Genomic DNA, 12,314 nt, shown 5'->3' on the forward strand with positions numbered 1-12,314 from the left:
GCCGCCCTTGTTCCGTGCTTTTCCTTGCCGTGCCGTTACGGCTTATTCAGCTTCTTTTTGTCATTCTGACGGTTAACCCAGGCGTTGATCAGCAGTGTCGATGCCAGAATCGTTCCGACGATGCCCAGCGATATCGCTACCGGAATGTGGTAGATATCGACAATCAACATTTTTATACCGATAAAGACCAGCACGACAGCCAGACCATATTTCAGCATCGAGAAACGTTCCGCCACGTTAGACAGCAGGAAGTACATGGCGCGCAGACCCAGAATCGCAAACAGGTTTGAGGTCAAAACGATAAAGGGATCGGTGGTGACGGCAAAGATGGCCGGGATGCTGTCGACGGCAAAAATGACATCGCTCAGTTCGACCATGATCAGTACCAAAAGCAGCGGCGTCGCAAACAGCACGCCGTTTTTCCGCGTAAAGAATTTTTCCCCGTCCAGCGTATCGGTCATGCGCAGATGTTTACGCAGCCAGCGCACAACCGGCTTGTCGCCCACGGCTGCATCGTCCTCTTTCGCCATCGCCATTTTGATACCGGTAAACAGCAGGAAGGCACCGAAGACATAGAGGATCCAGCTAAACTGCGTTACCAGCCAGCTACCTGCAAAAATCATGATGGTGCGCAAAACGATAGCGCCCAGTACACCGTAGATCAGGACGCGGCGCTGCAGGTTGGCCGGAACAGAGAAGTAGCTGAACAGCATCAGCCAGACAAAGACGTTGTCTACCGCCAGGGATTTTTCCAGCACGTAACCGGTCAGGAAAGCCAGCGTCTGGCTGGTCGCCACGTCACGCCCGGCGGTACCGTCCAGATACCACCAGAACGCCGCACTGAACAGGAGCGAGACGGAGACCCAAATCAGCGACCAGACGGCAGCCTGTTTGAAGGACATGGTTTGCGAACCGCGACGGCCCTGCAGGAACAGGTCAATCGCCAGCATGATAAGTACTACAACCGCAAAACTGCCCCAGAGAAGTGGCGTACCTACAGTTTGCATAATCGTATCCTGTCTGAAATAAAAAAACGGCTGAGGTCAGAAGACGTCAGCCGCTTATTCTGTGTAAGCAAACCTCGCCTTCCGGCAAGGTCTCACTTACAACTCAGGAATGGATTCTGGGTTGCCTGATGACCGGATGCGTACGCAACGTAGTGACGATCAATCAGCTTACAAGTTACTCCCCTTTGCAAGCCGATAAATTACGTGGCTGGCCGTCAGGAATCAATCGTCTGCCCGTCATATTTTGAAATATTTACACTCAGGCACTGTCGGCCGGAAAGACCACGCCGGTCTGACGTCGGATCTCGGTCAGTAATTTTGCAACGCTACGGGAAATGTCCAGCGCCGGATGGCTGACATGGCGCTGTTCCACCAGTCGCACAAAGGTTTCTGCTTCATACAGCAGGGTATTGATGTGTTGAGGCTGGCTCCAATCCTGTTTCTCCCCGACACGCGGAATAAAGGTCACAGATGGACACTCAGAAATACGTGTCACCACCAGCGATCCCGCTTCCCCCTGGATTTCACTGGCCAGTACCGAGTCGCTGACTTTTGAGTGCACTATCGTGACATCAAACTCACCATAATTCAGATTCACTGTGCCGTGGCCGTCCACGCCACTTTCCAGCAGGGTGGCCGAGGCAAGCAACTGCCGGGGCTCGCCCCACAGCGTGACGGCGACCGCCAGGCAATAGTAGCCGATATCCATGATGGACCCGTTGGACCAGCGAGGATCAAAGATGTTGGGATGTTCGCCGTTCAGGTAACGCGGATAACGGGACGAATACTGACAATAGTTCAGCAGCGCTTTGCGCACTGTGCCAAGCGCAGGCAGCCCTTGTTGGAGTTGAATAAAGTTGGGTAAGCTGGCGGTCTTGAAGGCTTCGAACAGCACCACCTGATACTGGCGGGCGCAGGCGATCATGGCTTCGACCTCGTGCAGATTCGAGGCCAGCGGTTTCTCACAAATGACGTGCTTGCCCTGCGACATAAACAGCATGGCCTGCTGACAATGCAGGGCATTGGGACTGGCGATATAGACGGCGTCGATATCAGGACAGGCGGCCATGGCCGCCAGCGACGTAAAGCGCTGGTCGCAAGGATAGTCATGGCAGAATGCCGCCGCCTGCTCCCGGGTACGTGAATAGACGGCACACAGCCTCATCTTGCCGGTTTCGTGTGCCGCCTCGATGAACTGACGCGTTATCCAGTTCGTTCCCACAATGGCAAAGCGAATCACAGTGATCTCCTGCGCAGGTAAAAGTGCAGAGTAGCATCTGGCATCCGGCAGGCAACATCAGACGTTGATCCTGAGATCGCCATTCCAATACTATGTCTGAATACCGCACGTTAAGCACAAGACGGGGAGCGCAGGTGAAAGGAAGCAAACACGCATTAAACTGGACCACATTAGTGATTGCCGTGCCGGTGGGCTGTGCCGCCTCGTTAGTTACTTTGCTGTTCCGCGAAACGATTGAGTTCATCAATTATCTGCTGTTTGGCCGCAGCAACGACATCACCGAATCCATCCATCTCTGGCCCATGCTGTTCTGGCCCGTTCTGGTCGGCGTGGGCGGTCTGCTGGCCGGTTTCTTCCTGCGCTACGCGGTCGCGATAGAGCGGCAGCAAACCGTCAAGACCGACTATCTCGAAGTCATTAATGCCCGCCTTGACGCCGTGCCGACGAAAACCTCCCTTTTCCGGGCGCTGTCTTCGGTTGCCAGTATTGGCAGCGGCGCGTCAATCGGTAAAGAAGGCCCAATGGTTCAACTGGCCGCGCTCTGTGGCAGCATGATCGGCCGCCTGTTGCCGCCTGGCGTGCAGTTAAAAAACAGCGACGTCGTCGCCATGGCCGCCGCAGCTGGTCTTTCCTCGGTCTACCATGCGCCGCTGGCATCGGCCATTTTCGTGGCAGAGATCGCGTTTGGTATCTCCGCCCTGCAACGCCTGATTCCGCTGGTGGTCTCCTCCGCTGTTGCGGTCATGACCATGTGGGCGCTGGGCTTTCGTAATGCGCTTTATCCGCTGGCCGAGGTGAGTTTCACGATGGATGTCAGCAGCCTGCTGATTACCGTCCTGATTGGCTTACTGTCCGGGCTGGCCGGTTTGCTCCTGATTCGCCTGATCGCCCGTGCTAAAACGCTGTTCAGTCGGGTTCGGTCCTTACCGCTACGTCTTGGGGCGGGTGGCTTTGCCGTGGGCCTGCTGGCGCTGGTCTCGACCGATATCCTGGGGAACGGCTATGAAGTCATTGTAAAGGTGATGGCAGGGCATTATGTGTTATCAGGTTTACTGCTGCTGCTGGTCTTAAAAACGCTCGCGACCAGCCTCTCGGTAGGCGCCAATGCGGTAGGCGGGTTGTTTACACCGTCCTTGCTGATCGGGGCGCTGCTGGGTATGGTCATCGCGTTATGTGGGGTTGCCCTGCATCTTCCCCTGAATAATGTCCTGCTGTTCGCCGCTGTTGGCATGGCGGCCGTCCTGGCGGCCGTCAGTCAGGCGCCGTTAATGGCCATGTTAATGGTGCTGGAAATGACGCTCAACAGCAGCCTGCTGTTTCCGGTGATGATAGCGTCCGTTCTGGCGACAATGGTGGTCTACCGCCTGCAAATGGCCAGTACCTATCCCGTCGTGACGCACCATTTCAACCGTTCTGAAGCCAAATATGACTTCGATAATATGCGCATCAGCGAACTGATCATTCCGGGGGCGGCCCTGCAACCCGAGGCCTCGGTTGGGGAAGCACTGGCGGTGAGTTCGCTTAAGCGTGAGCGCTATGTGTACGTCATCAGTGCGCAGGGCGCGTTTCTGGGCGTGGTTTCCATTCACGAAATATCCCGCCGGGTGCTGGCGCAGGAGATTAATCTGGACTCGCCGGTGCAGTGCGTGATGGATGAGGATTTCCCGGTGGCCTATCAAAACCAAAGCCTGCGGGAAGGATGGGAAGCTTTTGCAGCCGTCACGCTGGAACGTCTGCCTGTCCTGAATAATCCCCAGGAGCGCCGTTTTTTAGGCGCGCTGACCAAAACCAGCCTGATTCAGAAAGCGCAGGAGTTTCTCTAAGCCGCATTGCCCTGCAAAGCCTGTTCTGTCATCCACAGGCGGGCGTCGAATTCGAGCTGGTGATAGTCCGGTTCCATATGGCAGCACAGCTGATAAAACGCCTTGTCGTGATTTTTCTCTTTCAGGTGCGCCAGCTCATGTACCACGATCATGCGTAAAAAAGGCTCAGGCGCCTGGCGGAAAAACGTGGAAATACGAATCTCCGCTTTGGCCTTCAGGTTGCCGCCCTGCACACGGGAAATGGCCGTGTGCAGGCCCAGCGCGTGCTTCATCACCTTTATTTTGTTATCCCAAATCACCTTATTGATGGGCGGCGCGTTGCGCATGAAGCGGTTTTTCAGTGCCAGCGTAAAGTCATACAGCGCCTTATCACTCATCACATCGTGTCTGTCGGGATAGCGCTGTTGCAGCACCGGGCCCAGACGCTGGCGATCGATGAGCGTTTGCACCTGTTCAAGGATGGACTCAGGATAACCCTGAAGATAGATCAGTGAGGACATTAGAGATTCCCGGCGAAAGACAGTATACTGCGCCCCCTTTTTGGGGCGAAAATCAACCAAAGTGTACCACGCCGGAGAATTCATGAGCCAACTTGAACTGAACGATCGCACACTGATCCTGCACCGTTTCCCGCAGATGCGTGACGAAAGTCCGTTACAAGCCTGGGATGCCGCTGATGAATATCTCCTGCAGCAAAGCCTGCCGCCTGGTCCAGCGTTAATCTTTAACGACAGCTTTGGGGCGTTAACCTGCGCACTGAACACCCGTCCGCTGTGGCATATCAGTGACTCCTGGCTGAGTCAGCAGGCCACGCGTCAGAACCTGCGCCTGAATGCGCTGGACGACAGCGATGTCCAGTTCCTTGACAGCCTGGCACCGTTGCCGGCCGCACCGGCACTGGTCCTGATCAAAATTCCTAAAACCCTGGCGTTGCTGGAGCAGCAACTGCGCGCAGTGCGTCAGGTTATCACGCCAGAGACCGTGATAATGGCGGCGGGGCGTGCGAAAGAGATTCATACCTCCACTCTGCAATTGTTTGAGCAAATCATTGGTGAGACCAAAACCTCACTGGCCGTCAAAAAAGCGCGCGTGATTTACAGCCAGTTCACCCAGCCTGCGCTGCGCGAAAAATCGCCTACCCAGGTCTGGTCGCTGGACGGTACGCCTTATCAGATCCATAACCACGCCAACGTCTTTTCCCGCTCTTCACTGGATATTGGCGCGCGCTTGTTCATGCAGCACCTGCCGGAAAATATTGAAGGCGAGATTGTCGATCTGGGCTGTGGCAACGGCGTGATTGGCTTGATGGCGCTGGCACAAAATCCCGAGGCGGAGGTGCATTTTCTTGATGAGTCATACATGGCGGTGGCGTCCAGCCGGTTAAACGTAGAGATCAACCGCCCGGACGATCTGTCACGCTGTCAGTTCCGGGTCAATAATGTCCTGAGCGGTTATCCTTCCGATACGCTGCATGCGGTCTTGTGTAATCCGCCGTTCCACCAGCAGCACGCGGTGACCGATCACCTGGCTTGGCAGATGTTCCGTGACGCAAAGCGCTGCCTGCAATACGGCGGGGAGCTGCGCATTGTCGGCAACCGTCACCTGGATTATCACCACAAGCTGAAGAAGCTCTTTGGCAACTGCACCCTGGTTGCCTCCAACAAAAAATTTGTGGTGCTGCGTGCAGTGAAAATGCGTTAACTACAGCGTTAACGCCAGCGCGGTGGCCTGGGCTATCGCCCGACGGGCATCCAGCTCCTGCGCGACGTCGGCCCCGCCAATCACCTGCACGGGTTTACCGTTTGCCCGCAGCGCCGCTTCCAGCTCGCGTTGCGGCTCCTGACCGGCACAAATAATCACGTTGTCGACCGGCAGGAGCAGGCGCTCACCGTCGCGCCGGATATGCAGCCCTTCATCATCAATCGCCAGATACTCAATCCCGCCCCACATTTCAACTCCCCGTGACTGGAGACTGCTGCGATGGATCCAGCCGGTCGTTTTCGCCAGCGTGGCACCGGGCTTGCCGGGCCTGCGCTGAAGCAGCCAGATTTGACGCGGTGAAGGCTGTGGCGCGGGCGCAATCACGCCGCCGCGCTGCGTCAGGCTCTGATCGATGCCCCATTCGCGATAAAAATCCCCGGTGGTTTCGTTTGCGGGCGGTTCAGACAGATATTCAGCCGTATCAAACCCGATCCCGCCCGCGCCAATAATCGCCACGCGTGCACCAACCGGACGCTTATCCGCCAGCACGGCCAGATAGCTCAGGACTTTGGGATGATCAATACCGGGGATATCTGGCGTACGCGGTTTAATGCCGGTCGCCAGGATGACTTCATCGGCGTCTGCCAGCAGGGGAGCGGTGACCCGACAGCCTGTTTTGATTACCACGCCCGCCGCCGGCAAACGATGGCGAAAATAGCGCAGGGTTTCGCGGAATTCCTCTTTCCCTGGGATCTGTCGGGCGATATTGAACTGTCCGCCGATCTCATCGGCCGCCTCATAAAGGGTGACCTGGTGGCCGCGTTCAGCCGCCTGTAAGGCAAACGCCATACCTGCCGGACCGGCCCCTACAACCGCCAGCCTTTTGGACACGTGCGCCGGTGTCACCGGCATGAGGGATTCGTGGCAGGCGCGCGGGTTGACCAGACAGGCGGTGACGTGACCGGCAAAGATCTGATCCAGACAGGCCTGATTACAGGCGATACAGGTGTTGATACTGTCGTCATCCCCCCGTTGCGCCTTGCTGACAAATGCGGCATCGGCCAGGAACGGTCGCGCCATGGAAACCATGTCCGCACAGCCATCCTGCAAAAGCTGTTCTGCCACCTGTGGATGGTTGATTCGATTCGTTGCCACCACGGGCACGGCAACGTGTTGGCGCAAGCGGCGCGTGACCCACGCGAAGGCGGCGCGGGGCACGCAGGTCGCAATGGTCGGAATGCGAGCTTCGTGCCAGCCAATGCCGGTGTTAAACAGCGTCACGCCACAGCGTTCCAGCGCTGTTGCCAGTCGTAGCGTTTCGTCCAGCGTACTGCCTTGCTCAATTAGGTCCAGCATCGACAAGCGGAAGATAATGATAAAACGGTCACCGGTGGCCTGACGGACCGCGCGGGTGACCGCTAAAGCAAACTGCATGCGCCCGGTAAAATCGCCGCCCCAGCGGTCCTGACGCTGGTTGGTGTGCGGTACCAGAAACTGATTAATCAGGTACCCTTCGGAGCCCATGATTTCTACGCCGTCGTAACCCGCTTTTTGCGCCAGACGGGCACAGTGCGCGAAGTCGGCAATGGTCTGCTCAACCTCGGCGTCGCTCAGTTCCCGCGGCGTAAAACGGTTAATGGGGGCCTGTATTGCAGAGGGCGCAACCAGATCGCGCTGAAAACTGTAACGGCCGGTATGCAAAATCTGCAGCGCGATTTTTCCCCCGTGCTGATGCACGGCGGCGGTGATTTGCCGGTGCCAGTCACACTGTGAATCTTGGTTCAGCACCGCACCGTGTGCGGCGGTCACGCCCTGAGGATTGGGCGACACGCCGCCCGTCACGATCAGCGCCACGCCTTCCCGTGCCCGTTCGCCATAGAATGCCGCCAGCCTGGCCGCGCCATCTTCACGCTCTTCCAGACCGGTGTGCATAGATCCCATCAAAAAGCGGTTTCTGAGCTGAGTAAACCCCAGGTCAAGGGGCGTAAACAACGCCGGGTAGGATGAGGGCAGCACAGTCATAATCACTCACAGATAAAGTGGTCGGATGAGTTAGCTTTAACCATTTTTCTGTTAAAAAAAAGTGAAATGGCATCAGGCTGTGAGAAACATCATAAAAGCGGCCTTAGCCGCCACATAAAACGGCCAGGCCGGGGAAATGCAGGGGAAGGCCAGCGGATGTGCGCGCAACCTCAGCGGCGGCGAATCCAGGAATAGCGGGAACGATAGCCACTGCCGTGATGCGTGTTGAAACGGTAACTGGAGCCCGCCTCGGTAGTGCAATAGGTGCACTGGTGGACAGGGTCAATGTTTTCTGCCGGAATGCCTGCTTTTATCAGCATTTGCGTCGCCAGATACGGTAGATCAAACCAGACACCGCCACGGGTAGCAACGGCCTGGGGGCGCTGAGCGCCGGGATTGTGGGGCTGAACCGCATAATAGCGCAGGGGCAATGGCATGTCGGGCATCTGTTCAATCTCTGCCAGACGTTGACGATCCAGCTCAAAACAGCAGGGAGCCAGCGCCGGGCCAATCGCCACCGTCAGGCTCGCTGGCGTGGCACCGCGTTCGCAAAGATGCGCTACCGCCCGATACAGCACGCCAGCCAGGGTCCCCTGCAGACCAGCATGAACAGCGGCAACCTGTTTCTGCTGGCTGTCGGCAAACAGCACCGGTAAACAGTCGGCCGTGTAAACCGCGACGGGGCGGTGGCCGGTGGCGATCACGCCATCTGCATCACCGCTTTTGGGTGGAATAGTGTGAGTGTCGGTTAACACGACGGCGCTGTGACGCTGATGGGCATAGGCGGCATCATCAGGAGGCGGTTCGCCTGCGGGCTGAAACGCATAATCGACCCAGTCAAGTGCATCAAGCAACGGCGAACGCGGTGTAGCGGACATCCTCATCTCCTGTTGAAACAGCGTGTAATGTTGCTGCCCTCAGCTTACGTTAACTGCTACATTTTTGAAGCGTTACCCACTTAAATCTTTCACACCTTAGGATAAGACGATGAAACATTCAGTGAATTTCGCGCTGTCGGCGGTGGTTGCGCTGGCACTGGCAGGTTGCGCGCAACCTGCCCGACAGCAGGCACAGCAGCAACTGGGGCAACAATCGGTCCTGGCCCTGAACTGGTTCCAGCAGTCCGGCGAATATCAGGCGCTCTGCTGGCAGGCATTCAACAGCGCCCGTCTGGCCTTTGATCAATCGGCTTCGCTGGCGGGCAAGCCTAAAGCGGTCATTGTCGATTTAGATGAAACTATGCTGGACAACAGTGCCTATAGCGCGTGGCAGGTGAAGAATGGCCAGCCTTTCAGCGACAAAACCTGGTCAGCCTGGACACAGGCGCGGCAAGCAAAAGCGGTTCCCGGCGCGGTGGAATTCGCCCGCTACGTCAACAGCCATGGCGGCACCGTTTTTTACGTCTCCAATCGCGATCAAAAAGACTATGCCGCCACGGTGGCCAACCTGCAGCAGCTTGGCTTCAGCGGAGTCAGTGAGAAAACGGTCAGCCTGAAAACCGACTCCTCAAACAAGCAGGCGCGTTTCGATGCCATTAAAAATGCGGGCTACAATGTCGTTTTATATATCGGTGACAACCTGAATGATTTTGGCGGCGCAACCTGGCATCAGGGTAACGCGCAGCGTCGGGCATTTGTCGACAATAATCACGCGCTTTTCGGTACGCAATTTATTGTTTTACCCAATCCATTGTATGGCGACTGGGAAAGCGGCATGGCGGAAAATTACAATAAGCTGACACCACAACAACAGCTTTCCGTTCGTGAGGCGCGCCTCAACGCCTGGAACGGTAAATAAAATGTCAATATGAAGCGCCTGCACTGGGCGGGCGCCTTCACGTTGGCTCAAATATTTACTTACATCCGTCACTATTTTCACGCAAATTAAATTAACTATCTCTCGCTTTAATTTACCCCTTCATTAAGACGGATTCACTGCCTGCATTAAATAAAGGCGGTTAATCGTGCTATTCATAAATTCTGCATTTAAGACTAATCCTGGTCTGCGGCGTCGCTGTTATTTTAATTACTTAGTTCGCTATGAAATTTTTGTATTTATTTGTCAATTTATAAATCATGGCGTGAATTTTATGTGTTTGATTTTAAATGAATAAAATTAAAATAGCTGCAAAATTTGGTGGTATGACCTCTTAATCTTATTTACGTTTTGATGACGTTAGTTGAATAAAGTCTTACACAGGCAGGCAGTATTTTGGCGCGTGTAATATTCCAGGTGCATTGAAAATGATAAGCGGCTATAACCTTTTAATGTGATGGAGTTCAGGTTTCATTAGCCCCTCGGCCAAATAAGGTGAGCGGGTTCACTCCGTGGTTCGCCTGGAAATGATATTCCCGGTAGTTAAGAGAAGATGATTGTGACGACACTTAAACCCTTATTAGCGAAAAATCGCAGTTGGGCCTTACAGCGCCGCCAACGTAACCCCGCCTATTTTGAAAAATCGCTCTATCAGCAAAAACCGCATTCATTATGGATTGGCTGCTCAGACAGTCGGGTACCGGCGGAGGTGTTAACGGGTTCCCATCCTGGCGAGCTGTTTGTTCATCGTAATATCGCCAATATGGTCGTGGCGGAAGACGACAATCTGCTGAGTGTTCTGCAATATGCCGTCTTCTTTCTTGGCGTGAAGCGCATTGTATTAAGCGGTCACTATGGTTGCGGCGGCGTTCAGGCGGCTCTGAATCTGCCTGGCAGTCCGTTAGAGACGGAGGATTCTGCACTGGCGCGTCGTATTACCTGTTTGCGCGACGGCCTGGCAAGCCATCTTGGCGACCCGACGGCGCAGGAAACAGAGGGTGAGAAACTGAACCGTCTGGTGGAGGCAAACGTGCGGGTGCAGTTTGCCAGGCTGGTGGCTTCCGACCCTGTCCGTCAGGCCTGGCAATCTGGTCAGGAACTGGATGTGTTTGGCTGTGTTTACGACCTGCAATCGGGTCATCTTAAAGAGTTGATTCAGCAATCTGCAGAGGAGTCTTCACCATGAATCTGGATACGTTACGCCGCGATGTGCCGGCAGGGCTGGTTGTGTTTCTGGTCGCACTCCCGCTCTGCCTCGGTATTGCTCAGGCCAGCGGTTTACCGCCTTTTGCCGGCTTACTGACCGGTGTGATTGGCGGGATAATCGTGACATCACTCAGTCCGTCACGCTTCGCCGTCAGCGGTCCTGCGGCAGGACTGGTCACTATCGTGGTCGCCTCGATGGCCACGCTGGGAAGTTTTTCCGCGTTTCTCACTGCGCTGATCATCGCCGGGCTTTTACAGTGCCTGTTTGGTCTGCTGCGCGCTGGCCGTTTTATTGCACTCGTGCCCGGTAGCGTGATTAAAGGTATGCTGGCGGCGATTGGCCTGCTGCTGATCATGCAGCAAATACCGGTGGCGCTAGGAGCCGGCGGCAGCGTAAAACTGGTGTCGCTGGTAAACGGTGAAATGACCTTTTCGCTCTCGGCGCTGTTGGTGTCGTTGGTGGGCTTGTTCATTTTGTTTGCGTGGACAACCGGCCCCATCAAGCGCATCAAGGCGATAGCCTGGATCCCGGGTCCGCTCTTTGCGGTTCTGTTTGGCTGTGGGGTGACAGTATTGGGGGCGCGACTGTTCCCGTCACTCACCGACGCCTTACCGCGTATTTCACTGCCCGCTTTTGACAGCGTTTCGGCGATGATAGCCGAACTTGAAACGCCGGACTGGATGGCCTGGCAAAATCCGCAGGTGTGGGTTGTCGCGGTGACGCTGGCGCTGGTGGCCAGTCTGGAAACGCTCCTGAGCCAGGAAGCCCTGAAAAAGCTACGTCCGCAAAATCCTGCGCCATCGCCCAACAGAGAAATGTTTGCTCAGGGCATTGGTAACATAACCGCGGGCTTCTTGGGTGCAATGCCCATCACGGCGGTTATTGTTCGCAGCTCAGCAAACGTCAACGCAGGCGCACAAACCAAACTGTCCATTTTGCTTCATGGTGTGATGTTGCTGATTTGCGGTATGTGGTTTAGTGAGATGCTGAATGCCATTCCACTTGCCAGTCTGGCTGCGGTCCTGCTCTATACCGGTTATAAGCTGGCTGCACCGCGACTGTTTATCGAACAGTTTCGTATGGGCGCACAGCAGTACGTCCCGTTCCTGGCGACGATTATCGGAATTATCACGTTGGGAATGCTGGTGGGAATCGGCATAGGTATTGCCACTCAAATTATCTACAGCATCTACAAGAGTCATCGCAACGCCTTGCAGCTTACGCGCTATGACGACCACTATGTGCTGCGTTTTCAGCAAAATTTGACGTTTTTACACAACCCTAAACTTCAGGGCCTGCTGGAAAAAATTCCCGAAAATAGCGTGGTAATTGTTGATAACGATAATGCAGAATACATCGATCCGGATGTAAAAGCCGTGTTGAAAGATTTTGGTGAAAATGCTGATAAACGAAACATACGTTTGAGTCAGTGGCCGGTGGCGGTGAAATAACCAGACATCGGTATTCTGGAATTTACAGCAGAAAAATCGGATATCTCG

General features: G+C 55.3%; 10 protein-coding genes. 5 read left to right on the forward strand and 5 right to left on the reverse strand.

All coding sequences use genetic code 11. The annotated features are described in order from the left end of the window. Nucleotides 1-35: 35 nt before the first annotated feature. Both C7434_RS14510 and C7434_RS14515 read right to left on the reverse strand, forming a co-directional pair. Nucleotides 36-1,007: a TerC family protein gene (locus tag C7434_RS14510; RefSeq protein WP_033739986.1), complete on the reverse strand. Its 972-nt coding sequence runs from the start codon at nucleotides 1,005-1,007 to the stop codon at nucleotides 36-38. A gap of 259 nt (nucleotides 1,008-1,266) precedes the next feature. After that, complete coding sequence (locus tag C7434_RS14515; RefSeq protein ID WP_133745570.1) at nucleotides 1,267-2,247, reverse strand: Gfo/Idh/MocA family oxidoreductase; 981 nt, start codon at nucleotides 2,245-2,247, stop codon at nucleotides 1,267-1,269. A gap of 134 nt (nucleotides 2,248-2,381) precedes the next feature. Here C7434_RS14515 and C7434_RS14520 point away from each other — a divergent pair, with 134 nt between their 5' ends. After that, nucleotides 2,382-4,070 (forward strand): chloride channel protein, encoded by a 1,689-nt coding sequence (locus tag C7434_RS14520; protein ID WP_133745571.1) that lies wholly within the window; start codon nucleotides 2,382-2,384, stop codon nucleotides 4,068-4,070. Here the strand turns inward: C7434_RS14520 and C7434_RS14525 are convergent. Continuing rightward, on the reverse strand, nucleotides 4,067-4,570 hold the full coding sequence (locus tag C7434_RS14525) for a M48 family metallopeptidase (protein ID WP_006118297.1): 504 nt from the start codon (nucleotides 4,568-4,570) through the stop codon (nucleotides 4,067-4,069). The two genes, C7434_RS14520 and C7434_RS14525, sit on opposite strands and share 4 nt — an antisense overlap. A gap of 82 nt (nucleotides 4,571-4,652) precedes the next feature. Here C7434_RS14525 and rlmG point away from each other — a divergent pair, with 82 nt between their 5' ends. Beyond that, a complete protein-coding gene (rlmG, locus tag C7434_RS14530) occupies nucleotides 4,653-5,771 on the forward strand; it encodes a 23S rRNA (guanine(1835)-N(2))-methyltransferase RlmG (protein ID WP_033739973.1) in 1,119 nt (372 codons plus the stop codon). Here rlmG and C7434_RS14535 read toward each other — a convergent pair whose 3' ends face one another. Next, a complete protein-coding gene (locus tag C7434_RS14535) occupies nucleotides 5,772-7,793 on the reverse strand; it encodes an NADPH-dependent 2,4-dienoyl-CoA reductase (protein WP_133745572.1) in 2,022 nt (673 codons plus the stop codon). A gap of 170 nt (nucleotides 7,794-7,963) precedes the next feature. After that, nucleotides 7,964-8,671, reverse strand: a complete 708-nt coding sequence (locus C7434_RS14540) for a polyphenol oxidase family protein (protein ID WP_039341911.1) — start codon at nucleotides 8,669-8,671, stop codon at nucleotides 7,964-7,966. A gap of 109 nt (nucleotides 8,672-8,780) precedes the next feature. Here C7434_RS14540 and C7434_RS14545 point away from each other — a divergent pair, with 109 nt between their 5' ends. The 3 genes from C7434_RS14545 to C7434_RS14555 all read left to right on the forward strand — a co-directional run bounded on the left by C7434_RS14545 (nucleotide 8,781) and on the right by C7434_RS14555 (nucleotide 12,266). Beyond that, entirely contained in the window at nucleotides 8,781-9,590 is an 810-nt protein-coding gene (locus C7434_RS14545) for a 5'-nucleotidase, lipoprotein e(P4) family (protein WP_039341918.1), read from the forward strand. Nucleotides 9,591-10,161: 571 nt separating this feature from the next. Beyond that, nucleotides 10,162-10,794 (forward strand): carbonic anhydrase, encoded by a 633-nt coding sequence (locus C7434_RS14550; RefSeq protein WP_039341920.1) that lies wholly within the window; start codon nucleotides 10,162-10,164, stop codon nucleotides 10,792-10,794. Next, on the forward strand, nucleotides 10,791-12,266 hold the full coding sequence (locus tag C7434_RS14555) for a SulP family inorganic anion transporter (RefSeq protein WP_006118229.1): 1,476 nt from the start codon (nucleotides 10,791-10,793) through the stop codon (nucleotides 12,264-12,266). Before C7434_RS14550 ends, C7434_RS14555 begins: the two co-directional genes overlap by 4 nt. Nucleotides 12,267-12,314 lie beyond the last annotated feature (48 nt).

This window comes from Pantoea sp. PNA 14-12 (assembly GCF_004364735.1).
Taxonomy (GTDB): Bacteria; Pseudomonadota; Gammaproteobacteria; order Enterobacterales; family Enterobacteriaceae; genus Pantoea; species Pantoea stewartii.